Consider the following 19,831-nt stretch of genomic DNA (forward strand, 5'->3'; position numbering starts at 1 on the left):
CGAGGTGTTCCGGGCGGCCCTGTGGTTTGACATTGAACATTACTTCAAAGTTAACCTTGAAGCCATCACACCGCTGAGTGCAACTCCACAAAGGTGGACGGAATGCAGACGATATTGGGGGCGAACGGCCAGATCGCCATGCAACTGGCACGGGAGTTGCAGCGCAGATACACGCACGATGTGCGGCTCGTCAGCCGCAATCCGCGCAAGGTCAACGACACCGACAGTCTGGTGTCCGCCAACCTTCTCGATGCGAAGCAGACCCTGGATGCGGTCAAGGGGAGCCGCATCGTCTACTTCACCGCCGGCCTGCCGCCGGACACGCAGCTGTGGGAAGCGCAGTTCCCCACGATGCTGAAGAACGCCCTGGATGCGTGCCGCGTGGCGGGCGCGAGCTTCGCCTATTTCGACAACACCTACATGTATCTGCAGGATGCGCGGCTGCTGACCGAGGAAACGCCCTTCGCTCCGCTGGGCCGCAAGGGCAAGGTGCGCGCCGCGATGGCCTCGATGGTGCTCGAGGAAATGGCGCGCGGCGGGATCCCCGTGCTCATCGGCCGGGCGCCCGAGTTCTACGGGCCAGGCAAGACGCAGAGCTTCACCAACGCGCTGGTCATCGAAAGGCTCCAGGCCGGCAGGAAGCCGCGCGTGCCGGTGCGCGACGACACCCGGCGCACGCTGATCTGGACGCCCGACGCAAGCCGCGCCCTTGCCGCCCTGGGCAATGCGCCCGATGCGTTCGGCCAGACCTGGCATCTGCCGTGCTGCGACGACCGGCCGACGTACGGGGAATTCGTCGCCATGGCCTGCCAGGTCTTCGGGCGCGCGCCTTCCCATGCGGTCATCGGCAAGTGGGCGCTGATCGCGGCCGGGCTGTTCTCGAAGCAGGTGCGCGAGCTCAGGGAACTGCTGCCCCGCTACGAGCAGGACAACCTTTTCGATTCCACGAAGTTCAAGCGCCGGTTCCCCGAATTCGAGGTGACGACCTATCGGGAGGGCCTGGAACTGATCCGGCGGGGGGGATCGGGCAACTAGGTGCTCCGGCGCGACTGGCGGGGCGGAACACCGCCTGATCCTGCCCGGGCTGGCATGGCGCTTTCCTGGCGTCACTCCAGGCCGATTCGACCCTCCGCCTGGACGATTCGCAGGGGCCCTGATCCGGGCAGGCGCGTCACCAGGTCCGCGCCCACCAGCTTGGCCGGCGTGTAGGCACCGCCTGCGGGCTGGGCCGTCATCAGGTGTTCGACCACGGCCAGCGAGCCGGTGATGGTCAGGCTGTAGCCGTTGGCGGTACGGATGCGCGCGATCTTTTTCTCTCCGCGCGCATTGCTGGCCTCCCCCCAGACGAAGGTGGGCATCTGCGCGCGCTGTTCCTCGCTGGGGCCCTTCACCGTCCTGGCGATGCGCGCCTTGATCAGCTTCTGCACCCACGCCAGCCCCAGCAGCGGCCGGACCCAGTTGGCGCGCCGGGCACTGGCGATCATGCGGGGCGAGCCTGGAATGAACACCTCGATGTTCGGAATGCCAGTGGTGTGGTAGGCGGTGGACACGTCGCCCCAGGGGATCGTCATCGCCTCCTTCTCACCGTCGCCGAAGTCGATGCAGCGCACCGCATAGGCCAGCGGCACGGTGACGATCTTCCCGCCGCGGCGCACCTTGCCGCCCTGGGCCAGCCCCTCGACCGAGGTCTTGGCAGTGCCAGGCGAGAAGCCCGAGCGCGAATCGAAGCCCAGCGCGAGACGCGTCGCATCCGGCAGCGCCTCTTTCAGCGCGGCGGCCACGCAGTCGGTGGGGATGACGTCGAAGCCCACGCCAGGACACAGCACGACACCCGCGTCCCGCGCGCGGGCATCGAGCGACTGCGCCTGCTCGAACACGGCAATCTCGCCGGTGATGTCCAGGTAATGCACGCGGGCGCGCAGGCAGGCTTCCATCATCGGCGCAGCGGTGGCCGAGAACGGGCCGGCGCAGTTCAGCACCAGCGCGTGGCCCTGGATCTGCCCGACCAGCGCCGCGGGATCGTCGAGGCCGAAGACGCGCGCCTCCAGCCCCAGCGCACGCGCCAGCGCCTCGACGCTTTCGCGCCTGCGGCCCGCCAGCACCGGCTTGAGCCCACGCCGAGCCGCTTCGCGGGCGATCAGTTCCCCGGTATAGCCATTCGCGCCATAGATCATCCAGCGCATGGGCACAGGACTGTCACTCTGCTTGCTCATTGCATCGCTCCTGTCTGGGAGATGGATCAGCGGCCTGACGGGCCAGCGGCTCGCACGGGGATTCTGGGCCTGCTCCGGCCGTGCACCCAATCGCTTTTCCGACAGCACAAGGATGGAGGCCAACCCGGAGATGAAAAGACATCGCCGCAGAGCATAGGATTCAAGTTGACTTCAAGGTCAATCCCCTGTGTCGGCCCGCGCTCGATACGCGTATTCCGCCCCGACGATGGGGCCTGGAGACGGTGGGGGCGGCATGCGCATCAGCAGGCGGCGGCACGGGATGGCGCGATATGCTGGCGGCATCGACCGCAAGGGGAAACGCATCGTGATTTGTCGCCATCGTCCGGACTTGCAGGACCGCCTCCCATGCTGACGCTGCGCTCGCTGGGCGGCGCCGGCACCGTCACCGGCTCCAAGCACCTGCTCACCCACGGCAAGCAGCGGCTGCTGGTGGACTGCGGGCTGTTCCAGGGCCTGAAGAACCTGCGCGAACTGAACTGGCGGCCGCTGCCGATCCAGGCCGGTTCGATCACCGACGTGGTGCTGACCCATGCGCACCTGGATCATTGCGGCTACCTGCCGCGGCTGCTGCTGGACGGTTTCAGCGGGCGCATCCACGCCACCGCCGCCAGCTATGCGGTCGCCGACCTGATCCTCAAGGACAGCGGCCACCTGCAGGAAAAGGACGCGGAGTTCGCCAACCGGCACGGCTTCTCCAAGCACCACCCTGCACTGCCGCTGTACCGGTTGCGCGATGCCGAGCGGGCCTTGCAGCGTTTCGTGCGCGTGCCCTGGCACCGCGACGTGGCGCTGCCCTGCGGCGCCGTCATGCATCTGCGCCGCGCCGGCCACATCCTCGGCGCAGCCAGCGCGCAGATCGAATGGGGCGGGCGCACCATCGTGTTCTCCGGCGACATCGGCCGCTATGGCGATCCGGTGATGCCGGACCCGGAGCCCGTGCCGGAAGCCGACTACGTCGTCGTCGAATCCACCTACGGCAACCGCCGCCACGACGCCACCGATCCGGCCGAGGCGCTGGGCGAGATCATCGAGCGCACCGCCCTGCGCGGCGGCACGGTGGTGATCCCCGCCTTCGCCGTCGGCCGCGCGCAGTCGCTGCTGTACTACCTGTGGAAGCTCAGGCAGGCCGGCAGGATCCGCAACCTGCCGATCTACATGGACAGCCCGATGGCGACCAGCGCCAGCCGGCTGCTGGAGCAGTTCCCGGACGATCACCGCCTCTCCGAGGAGGCCTGCGAACAGATCTGCGGCGTGGCCACCTACGTCCGCGACGTGGAGGAATCCAAGGCGCTGTCGGCCAACCGCTATCCCAAGATCATCATCTCGGCCAGCGGCATGGCCACCGGCGGGCGCGTGCTGCACCACCTGATCGCGTTCGCGCCGGATCACCGCAACACGATCCTGTTCTCCGGCTTCCAGGCCGCCGGCACGCGCGGGCGCAAGCTGCTGGAAGGGGCGCGCGAAGTGAAGATCTTCGGCCAGTGGATACCGGTGCAGGCCGAGACGGCCGAACTGCCGATGCTCTCGGCGCATGCCGACGCCGACGAACTGATGCGCTGGCTGTCCGGCTTTCGCCGCCCGCCGCGACGGGTGTTCATCGTCCACGGCGAACCCAGCGCATCGGAGGCGCTGCGCGAGCGCATCGGCCGCGAGCTGGGCTGGGAGGCGGTGGTGCCGTTGCAGGATCAGTCGTTCACGCTTTGAGCAGAATCGATATCAGGATTCCGCGAGCGTCCCCATACGGCGCCATGCGCGCTACTCCACAGCAAGTACGGGACAGGCTCTTTTCCCGCGAATGGGAGAAGGGGAAAAAAAATCGACCGCCGCATCGCTGTAGGGTCGAGCTTGCTCGGCTATGCCTAACATTTCATTGAGATACCTCGCGGCAAGCCGCGAGGTATCGCCGATGTAGAGCCGAGCTTGCTCGGCTATGCCGGGCTCCGGAGCCGAGGGCAGCGGAGCAAGCTCCGCTCTACGAGGGGCGCTGCAGGCAGGGGAATGGACTCGAAGAGATTCAGGCGTTCACGCCAGCAGGTCCGGATGCCGCACCTGCCCTTCGCCGTGGACGACGAAGCGCTCGACGGTCAGCGATTCGGCGCCCATCGGGCCATAGCTGTGCAAACGGGTGGTGGAGATGCCGATCTCGGCGCCCAGGCCCAGTTCGCCGCCGTCGGAAAAGCGCGAGGAGGCGTTGACCATCACCACCGCCGAGCGCAATGCGTGGACGAAGCGCGCGGCGTTGCCGTCATCGCCGGTGACGATGACCTCGGTGTGATCGGAGCCGTGCCGGCGGATGTGCTCGATGGCCTGTTCCAGGTCGTCCACCACGCGCACGGCCAGGATCAGGTCGAGGAACTCGGCGGCGTAGTCGTCCTCGGTGGCCGGCCGCGCCTCGACGCCCAGCAGCGGCAGCGCCCTCGCGTCGGCGCGCAACTCGACGCCGCGCGCGCGCAGCGCGGCGCCGGCCTTCGGCAGGAAATCCGCGGCGATGGCGTGGTGCACCAGCAGCGTTTCCAGCGCATTGCACACGCCGGGCCGCGAAGCCTTGCCGTCGAGCAGCAGGCGCAGGGCCAGTTCCGGATCCGCGCTGGCGTCGACGAACAGGTGGCATACGCCCTTGTAGTGCTTGATCACCGGCACGCGCGCGTGCTCGGCGACGAAGCGGATCAGGCCCTCGCCGCCGCGCGGAATCGCCAGATCGACGATGTCCGACAGTTGCAGCAGTTCGATCATCGCCTGACGGTCCGGATCGGTGATCAGGGTCAGCGCCGCTTCCGGCAACCCGGCCTCGCGCAGCGCCCGGCGCAGCGCGGTGGCGATGGCGGTGTTGGAATGCAGCGCTTCCGAACCACCGCGCAGGATCACGCCGTTGCCGGCCTTGATGCACAGCGCGGCCGCGTCGGCGGTGACGTTGGGACGGGCCTCGTAGATCATCGCGATCACGCCCAGCGGCACGCGTACGCGCTCGACCCGGATGCCGTTGGGCCGCACCTCGCTGCGGGTCACCTGCCCGACCGGATCCGGCAGCCGCGCGACCTCGCGCAGCGCGTCGGCGATGCCGCGCAGGCGCTTGCCGTCCAGGGTCAGCCGATCCAGCAGCGCGCCGGCGATGCCCTTGGCACGCGCGGCGTCCAGGTCGCGCGCATTGGCCCGCAGGATGGATTCGGCATCGGCCTCCAGCGCGTCGGCCATCGCGCGCAGCAGGGCGTCCTTGTCGGCGGCAGGCAGCTGCGCGATGACCTGGGCGGCGTCGCGGCATTGCAGGGCCTGTTGCTTGATATCCGTCATCCTTTCCATTCCCGTATCCGACGATTCATTTGCAAACCATTGTGGGAGCGACGTCAGTCGCGACTGGGCATCTAATGAAAAGCGTCGCGACTGGCGTCGCTCCCACGGTCCGGTTGTTGGTTCTTTTCCGCTACAGCACCACCAGGTCGTCGCGGTGGATGACGTTCTCGCCGTAGCTGTAGCCGAGTATGCCTTCGATCTCGCGCGAGTGGCGGCGGGCGATGCGGCGGATGTCCACCGCCGAGTACTGCACGATGCCGCGGGCGATGCGGTGGTCGCCCCGCGCGTCGCGCGACAGCACCTCGACCATGTCGCCGCGGCGGAAGTCGCCCTCGGCCGCGACCACCCCGCCCGGCAGCAGCGAGGCGCCCCGGCCGGCCAGCGCATCGGCCGCGCCGGCATCGACGACGATGCCGCCGCTTTCCACCGGCGCGCTGCGCAGCCAGTGCTTGCGCGCGGCCAGCCGGTTCTGCGCGGGGCGGAAGCGGGTGCCGCGCAGGGTGCCCTGCGCCAGCGCGGCGATGGTGTCGGCGCGGGTGCCGTTGAACAGGAAGGTCTCCACGCCGGCCGCCGCCGCCTTGGCCGCGGCTTCCAACTTGGTGTGCATGCCGCCGGTGCCGACGCCGCTGCCGGCGCCGCCGGCCATCGCAAAGAATTCCGGCGTCAGCGCCTCGACCTCGTCGATGGGCCGGGCGTCGGGATGCGTGCGCGGGTTGGCCGAATGGAAGCCGTCGATGTCGGTGGCGATGAACAGCGCATCGGCATCGATCAGCGCGGCGACCACGGCGGCGAGGTTGTCGTTGTCGCCGAGCTTGAGCTCGTCCACCGAGACGGTGTCGTTCTCGTTGATTACCGGCAGCGCGCCCAGCGAAAGCAGTTCGCGCAGGGTGGCACGCGCGTTGAGGTAGCGGCGGCGGTTGCGCAGGTCGTCGTGGGTCAGCAATACCTGCGCGACCGGGCGATCGAAGAAGCGCTGCCACAGGCCGATCAGCTGCGCCTGCCCGAGCGCGGCCAGCGCCTGCCGCTCGGCCATCGGCGCGCCCTCGGCCGGCTTGCGGTGCAACAGCGCGCGACCGGCGGCGACCGCGCCGGAGGACACGATGACCACCTCGCGCCCGGCCGCCTGGCTGGCCGAGACGAACTGCGCCAGGTTCAGCGCGTGACGCGGGCTCAACCCCTGTCCGTCGGCCAGCAGGCTGCTGCCCACCTTGAGCACGGCACGTCGCCAGTCCGGCAGCGCCTGTGCGGAGAAAGCGGAAATGGTGGCCTGGCTCATGCGGCGCTCAGCGCGTGTTCCATTCGTGCACGGTGACCGTGGAAGAGCCGGAAACCGCCAGCGGATCGGCGGCGACGATGGCCTGCGCCTCGGCCAGGCTATCGGCATTGAGCAGATAGGCGCCGCCGGAGCCGTCGCTGAAGCCGCCGGTCATCTCCAGCTTGCCCGCTTTGCGCAATTCGTCGAGGAACACGACGTGCGGCGCGATGACCGCCTCATCGAAGCTCGGCTTGCGCATCGCCAGTACCAGGTATCGCTTCATGTTCCGTATCCACCTCTTCGGTTTTCTTGTGGGAGCGACGTAAGTCGCGATGAGGCTTTACCGATGACCTGTCGCGACTTACGTCGCTCCCACAGGTTTGGAGGTCTATTGCAGCGCATTCCAGCGTTCGCGCAATGTCTCCAGCCGCAGGTCTGCGGCCGCCCCCGGCGACACGCGCGCGGCCAGGCTGCCTTCCGGCGTGCGGCCCTGCCCTGCACTGTCGGCCGATGCGGCGGCGGCCTTGTAGGCCTCGCGGAACGGCACGCCGGCCAGCGCGGCCTCGACCGCCACGTCGGTGGCGTACATGCCCGAGTCGATCGCCGCGCGCAGCCGGTCCTCGCGCCAGTCCAGGTTGGACAGCAGCGCCGGCAGCAGCTCCAGCGCCGCCAGCCCGCGGCCGAAGCCGTGGAAGATCGCGCCCTTGCTGGCCTGCAGATCGCGGTGGTAGCCGGACGGCAGCGACAGCAGCTGCTCGATCTCGGTGCGCGCGGCGGCAACGCTGGCGTGGGTGGCGCGCATCAGCTCGATCACGTCGGGATTGCGCTTGTTCGGCATGATCGAGCTGCCGGTGGTGTACTGCGCCGGCAGCGCGACGAAGCCGAACTCGGCGCTGGTGAACAGCGACAGGTCCCAGGCGATGCGGCGCAGGTCCAGGGTCGCGCCGCCCAGCGCCTCCAGCGCGGCCAGTTCGAACTTGCCGCGCGAGAGTTGCGCGTAGATCGGCGAGACCTGCATGCGCGCGAAGCCGAGCGCGGCGGTGGTGTGGTCGCGATCCAGCCCGAGGTTGACGCCGTAGCCGGCGGCGGTGCCGAGCGGATTGGCGTCGACCAGCGCCAGCGTGTCGGCCGCGCGCACGGCGTTGTCGATGAAGGCTTCGGCCCAGCCGGCCCACCACATGCCGGCCGAGGACACCACGGCGCGCTGGATGTGGGTGTAGCCGGGCAGCGGCAGATCGCGCTCGGCCTGCGCGCGATCCAGCGCGACGCGGGCGATCTGGCGCGACAGCGCCGACACGCGCCCCAGCTTCTCCTTCAGCCACAGCCGGGTGGCGACCAGGATCTGGTCGTTGCGGCTGCGGCCGGTGTGGATCTTGCGGCCGGCATCGCCCAGGCGTTCGGTCAGCCGCGCCTCGATGGCCGAATGGCCGTCCTCGTAGCTTTCGTCCAGCACGAAGCCACCGGCGCGGAAATCCTCCGCCAGCGCGTCCAGTTCGCGCAGCAGCCCGTCCAGTTCGTCGGCCGACAGGATGCCGATGCGCTGCAAGCCTTCCGCATGCGCCTTGCTGGCGGCGATGTCGTGCAGGAAGAACTCGCGATCCAGGATCACGTCGTCGCCGGCGAGGAAGCGCTGGATCTGCGCATCGACCGCGACGCCGGGTTTTTGCCAAAGCAGGTCGGACATTGATGAAATCTCCTGGTTCTAAGCCCTCCCCTTCAAGGGGAGGGTTGGGTGGGGATGGTGTTCGACGGGACACCGCGGACGACACCCCCCCATCCCGGTCTTTCCCTCAAGGGGAAAGAAGAAACGACATCAAAGCGGAATCCCGAGGAATTCATCCAGGGCAAACGCCAGATTGAGGTTCTGCATCGCCTGCGTCGCCGCGCCCTTGAGCAGGTTGTCCAGCGTCGCCACCAGCACCACCCGCTTGCCGCCCGGGGCGACGGTGAAACCGCCGATCTCCACGCCGTGGCGGCCGGCGATGCGGCTGACCCACGGCGCGTCGTCGGTGACGCGGATCAGCGGCTCGCCGGCGTAGCGCTGGCGATACAGCTCGCGTATCGCCTCCACCTTGGCCGGTTGTTGCAGCCACAGGTTGACGGTCATGGTGATGCCGCGGAAATGCGGCGCCACGTGCGGCATGAACTCGACCGGGATGCCGAGCTGGCGCGAGACCTCGCGCTCGTGCATGTGATCGACCAGCGCGTACGGCATCAGGTTGTCGCGCAGCAGCTCGACGTTGTTCTTGTCGGACGGCGTGGTGCCCGCACCGGAATAGCCGGACACGCCGAAGCATTGCGGCGGCCCCGCCAGCCGGTCCAGCAGCGGCGCGATCGCCAGCTGCATCGCGGTGGCGTAGCAGCCGGGATTGCTGATGCGCTTCTGGCCCGCGTAGCGCTCGCGGGTCAGTTCCGGCAGGCCGTAGTACCAGCGTTCGTCGAAGCGATGGTCGGCCGACAGGTCCACCACCACCGTATCGGGCGCCTGCGCGTCGATCGCGGCCACCAGTCCGGCCGCCTTGCCGTTGGGCAGCGCCAGGATCACCGCGTCGACGCCCTTGCCGCCGACCTGTTCGTGCTCAAGGTTCTGGTAGCGCAGGTCGCCGGCGAATTCGGCGATCTGCCCGCTGACCGGCTTGCCGTCCAGCTCGCGCGAGGAAACGAACGCCAGCTCCAGTTGCGGATGGCGCGCGATCAGCCTGATGAGTTCGGCGCCGGTGTGGCCGCGCGCGCCGACGATGCCGACGGTCTTCCTGCTCATGGTGAAACCTGCCCGTGCCTTGCCAGCTTGTCCTGCAGGCCGCGCTTCACGTCCTGCCACTCGCTGTCGATGATGGAAAAGATGACGGTATCGCGCGGCGTGCCGTCGCCGTGCCGCTTGTGGTTGCGCACGATGCCCTCCTGTCGCGCGCCCAGGCGCGCGATGGCCGCGCGCGAGCGCTCGTTGAGCGTGCTGGTCTCGAACAACACGCTGATGCAGCCGAGCGAATCGAACGCGTGGCCGAGCAGCAGCAGCTTGGCCTCGGTGTTGACGCCGGTGCGCTGCACGCGCGGCGCGTACCAGGTGTAGCCGATGCTGGCGCGCGGCACTTCCGGGTGCAGGTCGTAGAGGCGCGTGCTGCCGACCAGAACGCCCTGCGCGTCGAACACGGCGAACGGCAGGCACTGGCCGGCGTCGCGCGCTTCCAGCGCGGCGGCGACGTAGGCGTCCGCGTCGGCCGCAGACGGCACGTTGGCATAGGCCAACCGCGCCAGCGCGTCGCCGGCCAGCGCGGCGCCCACGCCCTCGGCGTGGTGCGGCGCCAGCGGTTCCAGCCGCACGTGATCGCCGGCCAGCGTCGGAACCTCGCGCCATGCAGGCGGGGAAAGGCTCGCCATCGCTCAGCCCTCCAGCGTCGCCGGCCGCGTGCGGCAATGGGCCACGCAGCGCTCGATGTCGGCGAAGCCGTCGATGCCGTACCAGAACACCTTCCACTTCTCCTGCTTGTAGCAGCCGTCGGACTCGGCGTAGTAGAAGATGTTGACCGCGTTGTTGTGGCGCGAGCGCCAGAACAGCTGTGGGTTCTCCTCGCGCATCACGTGCCAGACCGCCCGGCCCAGGCCCTCGCCCTGCGCGTCGTCGAGCACCGCGAACTTGTCCAGGTAGGCGAAGCCCTCCTCGCGGGTCAGGATCAGCGCGGTGCGGTAGTTCTCGCTGATGTAGACGCGGTACGGCACGGTGCGCTCGAAATAGTCCGGCAGCAGCCGGCGGCCGAAGCTGGAATCGATCAGCGTGCGCAGTCGCTCCAGGTCCACGCCCTGCCAGGAGTCGAAGCGCAGCACCCGCTCGCCCCTGCGCACCAGCGTGCCGGAGCCCTTGTGGGTGAACAGTTCCTTGGCCAGTTCGGCCGGCTTGGTAATCGACACCGACGAGGTCAGCGGCAGCTTGTCCAGCAGGTCCTTGATCTGCTCGATCTTCACCCGCATGCCGCCGTTGATCCACGGCTGCGCCATCAGCTCGTCGTACTCGGTGGACAGGTTGATCGAGTCGATCAGGCGCCCTTCCGCGTCGAGCAGGCCGCCGGTGCCGGTCAGGAAGATGATCTTGTACGGCTGCAGCACCTGCACCAGCTCGTTGGCGGCGAAGTCGGCGTTGATGTTGAGGATCTGACCGCCGGCGGTCTCGCCCAGGCTGGCGATGACCGGGATCGAACCGGCCTTCAGGCTGGCCTCGATCGGCGCCAGGTTGATGCCGGTGACGTCGCCGACCAGCCCGTAGGTGGCCTGGTCCTTGAACTGCGCCTCGAACACGCCCGACACGATCGAGGTCGCGCGCGCGCCGACCTGCTGCAAGGCCTCGACCAGCACCAGGTTCTGCTGCAGGAACACCTTGCGCACGATCGCCAGCACCTCCGGCGTGGTCACGCGCAGGCCGTCGACCGTCTGCTTGGCGATGCCGGCGGCGGCCATCTCCTCGTCGAGCTGCGGGCCGGCGCCATGCACGACGATCGGGGTCAGGCCGACCTCCTGCAGGAAGGTCAGCGAGGAGGTCAGCGACTCGAGATCGTCGCGCAGCACCGCGCCGCCGACCTTGACCACGGCGAAGCGCTTGGCGTCCAGCTGCGAGAAGCGCTTGACGTACTGCGAGATCTCCTTGGCGCTGGCCATGCTGGAGAGCAGGCGGATGATGGTCTGGCGGGTCTGTTTCTGCGATTGCATGGAAGGTATGGATGGTTGTTGTGGGAGCGACGTGAGTCGCGACCGGGATCTATCGGGAAAGCTTGTCGCGACTCACGTCGCTCCCACAGGCGGGGATGGCTTCATCGGCTGCCGTTGATGATGCGGTGGACCGATTCGGCGTAGCGCTGCAACTGCTCCAGCGACACCCACTCGTCGGCGGTGTGCGCCTGGGCGATGTCACCCGGGCCGTAGACCAGCGCGGTGTAACCGCCTGCCGAGAACAGCGAGGCCTCGGTCCAGAAATCCACCGCGCTGCCGATCGGCAGGCCCAGCGCGTCGGCCACGTCGCGCGCGGCCAGCCGCCTTTCCTCGGCGCGGGCGACGTCGCCGGACGGCAGGCTGGGCCCGCGGAAGGTTTCCTCGAAGTGCGCCGCGGCCGGCTCGGCGAACCCGGCGAAGGTCGCCAGCAACCCGTCGATGTCCATCGACGGCAGCGGACGGAAACCGAAGCGCAGCTCGGCCTCCGGCGCGATCATGTTGGCCTTGATCCCGCCCTCGATGCGGCCGATGTTGAAGCGCAGCCCGGTCAGCCCGCCGAAGCGCGCGTGCGCCAGCGACTGAACGTGGTCCAGCGCGCGATCGCCCCAGCGCACTGCCTGGTGCAGCGCGCTGGCGGCGGCGTCCTGCTGGCCGGAGGCGTGGCCGGCGCGGCCCTTGAACCTCATCAGCACCGAGGAGATGCCGCGATGCGCCAGCACCGCCTCGCCCATCGTCGGCTCGGCGACCAGGATCGCCTCGTACGGCTGCGCCCCGCGCGCCAGGAAGGCGGCGATGCAGCGCGGGTCGTTGGCTTCCTCGTCGCTGCTGAAGAGGAACGCGGCGTCGCCATCGCCGGCGTTGGCCGCGGCCACCAGCGCCGCCGCCGCGCCCTTGATGTCGCACACGCCCAGGCCGACCACGCGATCGTCCAGCCGGCGCATGACGTGCGGATCGGCGCTCCAGTGCGGCGAGTCCGGCACCGTGTCCAGGTGCACGTTGAACAGGTACCTGGGCTTGCCGCGCACCGCGTACAGGCTGACCGCGCCGGCGCCGTGATCGATCACCTGCACGTCGAACCCGGGCAGGTTGGCGCGCAGGTAGTCGAAGATCCCGCCGGGGGTGATTGCACGCGGCGGGTTGCGGGTGTCGTGGGACACCAGCCTTTCGAGGTGCGTCAGCGTGGATTCGAGCAATGGAGTCATGGTCGTGTCGATCTAAGTTCCCTTCCCCCGCTTGCGGGGGAAGGTGCCCGGAGGGCGGATGGGGGCAGGCCGTTGGCAGCCAAGCCCGAATGACGCGCTTTCCCTCATCCGGCGCTGCGCGCCACCTTCTCCCGCAAGCGGGAGAAGGAAAAAACGCTCAGCGGTTCACTTCAGCCCACAGCGTGCTGCTCATTCCGAACAGCTTGATGAAGCCTTCCGCCTCCTCCACGCCCCAGTCGGCCGATTGCGCGTAGGTCGCGCCCTTGGCGTTCAGGAGGTGCGGCGACTTCACCGCCACCGCGTCGACGCGGCCACCGCGGGTCTCCAGCGTTACCTCGCCGTTGACCTTGCCTTGCGAGGACTTCAGGAACGCCTCCAGGTCGGTCTTCAGCGGATCGTGGAAGAAGCCCTCGTACACCAGCTCCACCCACTTGCGCGCCACCTCGGGCTTGAAGCGGTTCTGCTGCTTGCTCAGCACCGCCTCCTCCAGCGCGCGGTGCGCGGCCAGCAGCGCGGCCAGGCCCGGCGCCTCGAACACGATGCGGCCCTTCAGGCCGATCACGGTGTCGCCGGTATAGACGCCGCGGCCGACGCCGTACTGGGCGAACATGGTGTTCAGGCGCGCGAGGATTTTCGCGCCCTCCATCGGCTTGCCGTCCAGCTCGACCGCCTCGCCCTCGACGAACTTCAGCGTGGCCCCCAGCGGCTCGGCCGGCCAGGCGCTGCGCGGGGCGCACCAGCCGCGCGCGCCGTCGCCCGGCGCTTCCCACTTGTCGATCTCGCCGCCGGACATGGTCACGCCGAGCAGGTTCTCGTTGATGGTGTAGCTCTTCTGCTTGGCGCGCACCTCGAAGCCGCGCGCCTCCAGGTACTGCTGCTCGTAGGCGCGGGTCTGGGTGTGCTCTTTCTGGATTTCGCGGATCGGCGCGACGATGCGGTAGTCGCCCTGCGCCTTGACCGCCAGGTCGAAGCGCACCTGGTCGTTGCCCATGCCGGTGCAGCCGTGGGCGATGGCGTTGGTGCCCAGCTCGGCGGCGCGCTTGAGCGCGGCGTCGACGATCAGGTAGCGGTCGGACACCAGCAGCGGGTACTGGCCCTGGTAGCCCTCGCCCGCCCACACGAACGGCTTGACGAAGCCGTCCCAGATCGCGGGGCCGCCCTCGACGGTGACGTGGCTGGCCACGCCCAGCTCGGCGGCGCGCTGCTCGATGAACTCGCGCTCCTCGGCATCGACGCCGCCGGTGTCGGCGAACACGGTGTGCACGTTCCAGCCCTGTTCCTTCAGGTAGGGAACGCAGAAGCTGGTGTCGAGGCCGCCGGAGAAGGCTAGGACGATGTCCTTGGAACCGGGAATCGGGAATCGGGAATCGGGAATGGTGGAAGCGGCGCTCATGATGTTTTCCTTGCTGACTCGTAGATAAGAGGTGTGCTGGCTCTTGCTATTCCGATTCCCTATTCCCTACTCCCTATTCCCGCTTGCGAAGCAAGCTGCGCCATCACCGCCTTCTGCACGTGCAGCCGGTTCTCCGCCTCTTCGATGGCGATGCAATTCGGCGAATCCATCACCGCGTCGGTCGCCTTGACGTTGCGGCGCAGCGGCAGGCAATGGCTGAAGACGCCGTTGTTGGTCAGCGCCATCTTCCGCTCGTCGACGATGAAATGCTTGAACTGCTCGCGGATGGGCTTTTCCGGTTCCCAGTTGCCGAAGAACGGCAGCGCGCCCCAGCTCTTGGCGTAGACCACGTCGGCGCCGGCGTAGGCGCCATCGATGTCGTGGCTGACGGTCAGCGAGCCGCCGCTCTCGGCGACGTTGGCTTCCGCCCAGCCCATGTAGCGCTCGTCCAGCACGTAGTCCGGGGTCGGGCACAGCAGGGTCACGTCCATCCCGAGGCGGGTGGCGATGGTCAGCGCGGAGTTGGCCACCGCGGTGTTCAGCGGCTTGGGGTGGTAGGTCCAGGTCAGCACGTACTTCTTGCCGCGCAGGTCCTGCGTGCCGAAGTGCTCCTGCAGCGCCAGCGCGTGCGCCAATTCCTGGCAGGGATGGGTGATGGTCTCCATGTTGATGACCGGCACCGGCGAATACTTCGCGAACGACTTCAGCACGAGGTCCTGGCGGTCGTAGGCCCAGTCGACGAACTTCGGGAACGCACGCACGCCGATCAGATCCACGTAGCGGCCCAGTACCCTGGCCACCTCGGCGATGTGCTCCTCGGTGTCGCCGTCCATCACCGTGCCCAGGTCGAACTCGATCGGCCAGGCGTCCTTGCCCGGCTGCAGCACCACCGCGTGGCCGCCGAGCTGGAACGCGCCCAGCTCGAAGCTGGTGCGGGTGCGCATGGACGGGTTGAAGAACACCAGCGCGATCGACCTGCCCTTCAGCGCGTCGCCCAGCCTGTGTTGCTTGTACAGCGCGGCCTGCGTCAGCAGGGCATCGAGGTCGGCGCGGCTCCAGTCCTGCGTGTTCAAGAAGTGCTTCATGGCTTCGTGGGTTCCGTGGGTTTGGGATCCCGGCCGGTATGCCGGGCTCTTGCGAAAGGAAACGCGTACGGCGAAAACAAAAAAACCCAGCCTGGGGGCTGGGTTTCCGGTGAGACAGGCGAAGACGTCCGGGGGACCCAGCTAGGTGCAGGATTCCGGTCGACGCGCACGCGAGGTCATGCCCGAGGCCAGTCGGGCCGCGCTGTCGGCGTGGGCGTGTGCGTTCATCTTCATGGGCGTGCATCCTCGCACGTGCTGCGGTGCGGCGCAAGCGCGCCAATCGCAGGCCACCGGCTACTGGCCGCTGGCCACCGGGATCTGCTCCGGGACGTAGGGCATGACCGAGATGCGGATGCGCAGGCGGTTGCCCGGATCCTCGGCCAGCCGCGAGCGGTACTTGACGCCCTTGTAGACGTAGTCGACGTCGTAGGCGATGGGCCGGCGGAACTCCCGCTCCACCGGCACCGTGCGGCAGTTCAACCGCACCGGCTCCGGGCTGGACTCGCGCTTTTCCTCGTCGCGGCTGAAGACGCCCTTGACCGAACCGACCATCCGCGTCCAGACGCTCTCTTCCTTCTTCTCGACCGGGCGCGGCGGGGCGGGAATCTCCTCGCACTGCTGCTCGGTGCGGCTGGCGCGCAGGGTCTGGTAGACCGGCTCGACGTTGAGCACCTGCGCGTAGTCCAGACGCACGTTCTCCGCCTGCACGACGCGTTCCTGGGCAAATGCCGGCGTGGACATCGCCACGGCCAGCAGCAGGGATGAAAAACGGGCTGGAGACATGATTCCGGAGACTGGATTCCCGCCTGACAAGTTAAGGCCGCGTTGCTTGAGTGGGGCTGAACACCGGCGCGTGGTTGTAGAATCGACGGGTTTTCGGCCCTCCCCTGCCCATGACCCTGCGCCTGCACAACAACCTCACCCGCCGGGTCGAGGCGTTCGAACCGCTCGATCCGGCGGCCGGCCCCACGATGTACGTGTGCGGCCCCACAGTCTACAACTACGTCCACATCGGCAACGCGCGCGGGCCGGTGGTGTTCGGCGTGCTGGCCGCGCTGCTGCGCCGGCGCTACGGTCGCCTGCGCTATGCCCGCAACATCACCGACGTGGACGACAAGATCAACGCCGCCGCCGCCGAGCAGGGCGTGCCGATCTCGGCGATCACCGACCGCTTCGCCGCCGCCTACCGCGAGGACATGGCCGCGCTGGGCGTGGCGCCGCCGGACATCGAGCCGGCCGCCACCGCGCACATCCCGCACATCGTCGCGATGATCGAGCGGCTGATCGCCGGCGGCCACGCCTATGCGGCGCAGGGCCACGTGCTGTTCGCGGTGAACACCTTCGACGGCTACGGCAGGCTCTCGCGCCGGGATCCGGAGGAGATGCTGGCCGGCGCGCGGGTCGAGGTCGCCCCGTACAAGCGCGACCCGGGCGACTTCGTGCTGTGGAAGCCGTCCACGCCGGACCTGCCCGGCTGGGACTCACCGTGGGGCGTGGGCCGCCCGGGCTGGCACATCGAATGCTCGGCGATGGCCGCCGCCCACCTGGGCCCGACCATCGACATCCACGCCGGCGGCGTGGACCTGCAGTTCCCGCACCACGAGAACGAGATCGCGCAGAGCGAATGCGCCCACGGCGGCGCCCGGTTCGCGCGTTTCTGGCTGCACAACGGCATGCTCAACTTCGGCGGCGCCAAGATGAGCAAGTCGCTGGGCAACATCGAGAAGGTGCACGACCTGGTCCGCGCGCATCCGCCCGAGGCGCTGCGCTACGCGCTGCTGTCGGCGCACTACCGGCAGCCGCTGGACTGGTCCGATGCGCTGGTCGAGCAGTCGGTGCGCACGCTGGAGCGGCTGTACGGCACGCTGCGCGACCTGGCCGGGGTCGAGGCCGACGCGGTCATCCCGCAGACCATCGAGGACGCGCTGGACGACGATCTCAACACCCCGCAGGCGCTGGCCGAGATCGCACGGCTGGCCGGCGAAGCGCGCAAGGCCACCGACGCGCAGGAAAAATCGCGCCTGAAGGGCGAACTGCTCGGCGCCGGCCTGGCGCTGGGCCTGCTGCAGCAGGATCCGGCCGCGTGGTTCTCGCGCGGCGCCTCCGGCGACGACGACGCGCGCATCCAGTCGCTGGTGGACGAGCGCGCCGCGGCCAAGCGGGCGCGCGACTTCGCCCGCGCCGACGCCCTCCGCGATCAGCTGGCCGCCGAGGGCATCCTGCTGGAAGACACGCCGCAGGGCGTGCGCTGGAAGCGCGCCTGATTCCTTCCCCGGCCCCTCTCCACGGGAGACGGGCTCGAACCGCCGGACCCGGCCGATACCCGATGACCGACACGATCTTCCCGCTCGAACCCACCGCCGCCGAGGCCCAGCAGGCGATCAAGGACGAGTTCGCCTTCTTCGGCGACTGGTCCGAGCGCTACCAGTACCTGATCGACCTGGGCCGCAAGCTGCCGCCGTTCCCGGAGGAATGGAAGACCGAGGAACACCGCCTGCACGGCTGCCAGTCGCTGGTGTGGATCGTGCCGCAGGGCGATGCGCGGCGGCTGGATTTCCACGCCGTGAGCGATTCGGCGATCGTCTCCGGGCTGATCCACCTGGCGCTGCGGGTCTACTCGGGCCGCCCGGCGGCCGAGATCCTTGCCACCGAACCGGACTACATCGCCGGCATCGGCCTGGCCAGGCACCTGTCGCCGACCCGCAGCAACGGCCTGGCCGCGCTGCTGGCCTTCATCCGCGATACCGCGCAATCGTCGCTGAAGTGAAAGGCCGGGATTGGGATTGGGGATTCGGGATTGGCAATAGCCAAGCGCGAATCATTTCCCATCCCGAATCCACAATCCCCAATCCCGCCCACAAAAAAGTGCCGGTGTCAAGTCTTTCGTGTAAATCACGAAGGGCTTGAAACCGTATGTGGGACAGTAGGTTAGCTCTTTTCGGGGCCGCTTTGCAGCACTGCGGCTTCGCGGGCTAGGAGCCACATAAGAGCGTCGGGAGGGGAAGCAGCATCGCACTGTGTCGTGCTGGGTTGCCGAGGAATGGCGGGCCTGTCGCATCATCATAGCCCAAGAGGCGTGGCGGCATCCAGAATGAAGAACGCGCAGCTTGGGGCTGCGCGTTCGATGGATGCCGTTGCGACGCCATCATGGCAGCTTCGATGGCGTGCTCCGGGTCGCCGTGCCCTTCTTGAATCCCCGATCCCCCGCCATAAACGCCTCCAGCATGTGCGGGATCAACTTCTCTGCATCGACCGACTCGCCATACGCCTGCGCGTGCAGCGCGGCGTAGCGTTCGAGGTCGGCTTTCAGGCTGGCCGGGCAGGCAAAGGTCATCTTGACGCTCTCGGTCTTGGGCAGTGGCCCGAGCCGCAGCTTCTTGGTCGTGCTCATTGCGAGGCTCCCCGGTTGAAGAACAGCGGCTGGTACGGCCGCAGCACAAGATCCCGGTTGACGATGATCCGCACCGGCAGGCCGGGCCGGCTGGTCAGCGTGGGCTGGATGTTCATGTTGCGCCGGGTGATCTCCTGGCCGACTTGATTGATGCTGTCCTGTGCGCTGTCGCGCCCGGCGATGACGATGCGGTTGCCGTCCTGGCGGTTCTCCGGCGCGGCAAGCTCGGCGCCCACGCCTAGCAGCGTCGTCAGCACCGCGCCCGCGACGATGCGATTCCAATGCCAGTCCACGTCGTCTTCCAGGCCGGCGTAGCCGGCCGGGTCGGTGCCCACGAGGTTGTCGAGCGTCAGCGATGACGTGTCGGGCAGGATGACCCGGTTCCACACGACCTGCACGCGGCTCTGCCCGTAGCTGACCTGGCTGTTGTAACGCCCGAGGATGCGCGATCCCTGCGGGATCAGCAGGAACTTGCCCGTGGCCGTGTCAAAGACCGGCTCCGTCACCGTGGCGATCACGTCGCCGGGCAAGTCCGACTTGATACCTGTCACCAGCGCGCCGGCGATCACCGTGCCCGCCATCACCTGATAAGGCGATGCCGGTAGCGCCAGGTTGCCGGAATTGCGGGTTTCCGTAGAGCCGCCTTTCAGGAACGCCTCTTTCTGGTCTTGCCGGTTCTGCACGGCAGTCGGGTCGGCAGGCTGGGCCGCGGTCGAGGCCGGCCCAGCGCCGAGTGGATCGAAAGCCGCGAGCGCGCTTGCACCACCAGGCGCACCCGGCGCCGCCTGCGCCACCGTGGCGGCAGCTTGGCCTTGGCCGCCCGAGCGGAAGAACACCGACGAAGCCGCCGCCGCATCAGCTTCCTTGCGCAAGGCATCCGCAGGATCATGCCCCGGTGGCGCATAGGCCGGCGTCACCGGCTGCTGCGAGTTCACGATTGCCGGGCCAAGATCGCCCGGCAGCGGCGGCCCCAGCTCGGGCACATCGGGCGGCAAGGCCGGCGGCAGCTTCGAGTAGTCCGTCGGCAACGCATCCAGTCCTTCCGACTTCGACACGCGATCGACGTTGTAAAGCTCGGTCTGCTCATTGGCGCCACGCCGCTGCGGTTGCAGCGACCAGATCGTGGCGCCGAGCACGACGACCGACAGGCCACCGACGAGGATGGCCAGCGTGCGCCGATTCAGGCGCGTGACCGGGCGCGGCTGGGCGCGCAGCGCCACCGCTTCGGGCGCGACCTTGCCCGGACGCGGCGTGGCAAGGTCGGGAGTGTCGTCCTGGCTCATGG

At 68.5% G+C, this 19,831-nt stretch carries 18 protein-coding genes; 4 read left to right on the forward strand and 14 right to left on the reverse strand.

The window, feature by feature from the left end; genetic code table 11:
• The first annotated feature begins 102 nt into the window (after positions 1–102).
• A complete protein-coding gene (locus AAG688_RS10520) occupies positions 103–1,035 on the forward strand; it encodes an SDR family oxidoreductase (RefSeq protein WP_411832223.1) in 933 nt (310 codons plus the stop codon).
• Between the two features lie 71 nt (positions 1,036–1,106).
• On the opposite strand, the gene AAG688_RS10525 is transcribed toward AAG688_RS10520, so the two are convergent.
• Positions 1,107–2,213, reverse strand: a complete 1,107-nt coding sequence (locus tag AAG688_RS10525; RefSeq protein ID WP_411832224.1) for a saccharopine dehydrogenase family protein — start codon at positions 2,211–2,213, stop codon at positions 1,107–1,109.
• A gap of 366 nt (positions 2,214–2,579) precedes the next feature.
• Between AAG688_RS10525 and AAG688_RS10530 the strand changes: the two genes are divergently transcribed.
• A complete protein-coding gene (locus tag AAG688_RS10530) occupies positions 2,580–3,938 on the forward strand; it encodes an MBL fold metallo-hydrolase RNA specificity domain-containing protein (protein WP_411832225.1) in 1,359 nt (452 codons plus the stop codon).
• Positions 3,939–4,256: 318 nt separating this feature from the next.
• Here the strand turns inward: AAG688_RS10530 and AAG688_RS10535 are convergent, their stop codons facing one another.
• From AAG688_RS10535 to AAG688_RS10585, 11 genes are all read right to left on the reverse strand, one after another.
• Positions 4,257–5,522 (reverse strand): glutamate-5-semialdehyde dehydrogenase, encoded by a 1,266-nt coding sequence (locus AAG688_RS10535; protein WP_411832226.1) that lies wholly within the window; start codon positions 5,520–5,522, stop codon positions 4,257–4,259.
• A gap of 130 nt (positions 5,523–5,652) precedes the next feature.
• On the reverse strand, positions 5,653–6,798 hold the full coding sequence (proB, locus tag AAG688_RS10540; protein ID WP_411832227.1) for a glutamate 5-kinase: 1,146 nt from the start codon (positions 6,796–6,798) through the stop codon (positions 5,653–5,655).
• A 7-nt stretch (positions 6,799–6,805) separates the two neighbouring features.
• Entirely contained in the window at positions 6,806–7,060 is a 255-nt protein-coding gene (locus tag AAG688_RS10545) for a YciI family protein (RefSeq protein WP_411832228.1), read from the reverse strand.
• Positions 7,061–7,165: 105 nt separating this feature from the next.
• Positions 7,166–8,461, reverse strand: a complete 1,296-nt coding sequence (gene argH / locus AAG688_RS10550; RefSeq protein WP_411832229.1) for an argininosuccinate lyase — start codon at positions 8,459–8,461, stop codon at positions 7,166–7,168.
• A gap of 129 nt (positions 8,462–8,590) precedes the next feature.
• Entirely contained in the window at positions 8,591–9,538 is a 948-nt protein-coding gene (argC, locus tag AAG688_RS10555) for an N-acetyl-gamma-glutamyl-phosphate reductase (protein WP_411832230.1), read from the reverse strand.
• Positions 9,535–10,155 carry a GNAT family N-acetyltransferase gene (locus AAG688_RS10560; RefSeq protein ID WP_411832231.1) on the reverse strand — a complete coding sequence of 207 codons (621 nt, stop codon included), beginning with the start codon at positions 10,153–10,155 and terminating at the stop codon, positions 9,535–9,537. The genes argC and AAG688_RS10560 overlap by 4 nt, the downstream gene beginning before the upstream one ends.
• A 3-nt stretch (positions 10,156–10,158) precedes the next feature.
• Entirely contained in the window at positions 10,159–11,475 is a 1,317-nt protein-coding gene (locus tag AAG688_RS10565) for an acetylglutamate kinase (RefSeq protein WP_411832232.1), read from the reverse strand.
• 101 nt (positions 11,476–11,576) lie between these two features.
• The gene (locus AAG688_RS10570) at positions 11,577–12,677 is read right to left on the reverse strand and encodes an acetylornithine deacetylase (RefSeq protein WP_411832233.1); all 1,101 of its coding nucleotides are present in this window, start codon (positions 12,675–12,677) and stop codon (positions 11,577–11,579) included.
• A 157-nt stretch (positions 12,678–12,834) separates the two neighbouring features.
• A complete protein-coding gene (locus tag AAG688_RS10575; protein WP_411832234.1) occupies positions 12,835–14,070 on the reverse strand; it encodes an argininosuccinate synthase in 1,236 nt (411 codons plus the stop codon).
• 59 nt (positions 14,071–14,129) lie between these two features.
• Positions 14,130–15,155, reverse strand: a complete 1,026-nt coding sequence (locus AAG688_RS10580) for an N-acetylornithine carbamoyltransferase (protein WP_411832235.1) — start codon at positions 15,153–15,155, stop codon at positions 14,130–14,132.
• A 294-nt stretch (positions 15,156–15,449) separates the two neighbouring features.
• On the reverse strand, positions 15,450–15,938 hold the full coding sequence (locus AAG688_RS10585; RefSeq protein WP_411832236.1) for a hypothetical protein: 489 nt from the start codon (positions 15,936–15,938) through the stop codon (positions 15,450–15,452).
• A 110-nt stretch (positions 15,939–16,048) separates the two neighbouring features.
• Between AAG688_RS10585 and cysS the strand changes: the two genes are divergently transcribed.
• Complete coding sequence (gene cysS / locus AAG688_RS10590) at positions 16,049–17,419, forward strand: cysteine--tRNA ligase (protein ID WP_411832237.1); 1,371 nt, start codon at positions 16,049–16,051, stop codon at positions 17,417–17,419.
• A 62-nt stretch (positions 17,420–17,481) separates the two neighbouring features.
• Positions 17,482–17,922: a SufE family protein gene (locus AAG688_RS10595; RefSeq protein WP_411832238.1), complete on the forward strand. Its 441-nt coding sequence runs from the start codon at positions 17,482–17,484 to the stop codon at positions 17,920–17,922.
• A gap of 378 nt (positions 17,923–18,300) precedes the next feature.
• Here AAG688_RS10595 and AAG688_RS10600 read toward each other — a convergent pair whose 3' ends face one another.
• The gene (locus tag AAG688_RS10600) at positions 18,301–18,546 is read right to left on the reverse strand and encodes a DUF2274 domain-containing protein (protein WP_023101650.1); all 246 of its coding nucleotides are present in this window, start codon (positions 18,544–18,546) and stop codon (positions 18,301–18,303) included.
• Complete coding sequence (locus AAG688_RS10605; protein ID WP_023101651.1) at positions 18,543–19,829, reverse strand: TrbI/VirB10 family protein; 1,287 nt, start codon at positions 19,827–19,829, stop codon at positions 18,543–18,545. The genes AAG688_RS10600 and AAG688_RS10605 overlap by 4 nt, the downstream gene beginning before the upstream one ends.
• Positions 19,830–19,831: the final 2 nt, after the last annotated feature.

The sequence above is a fragment of the Pseudoxanthomonas mexicana genome (assembly GCF_046736355.1).
In the GTDB taxonomy this organism is placed as follows: Bacteria; Pseudomonadota; Gammaproteobacteria; order Xanthomonadales; family Xanthomonadaceae; genus Pseudoxanthomonas_A; species Pseudoxanthomonas_A mexicana_B.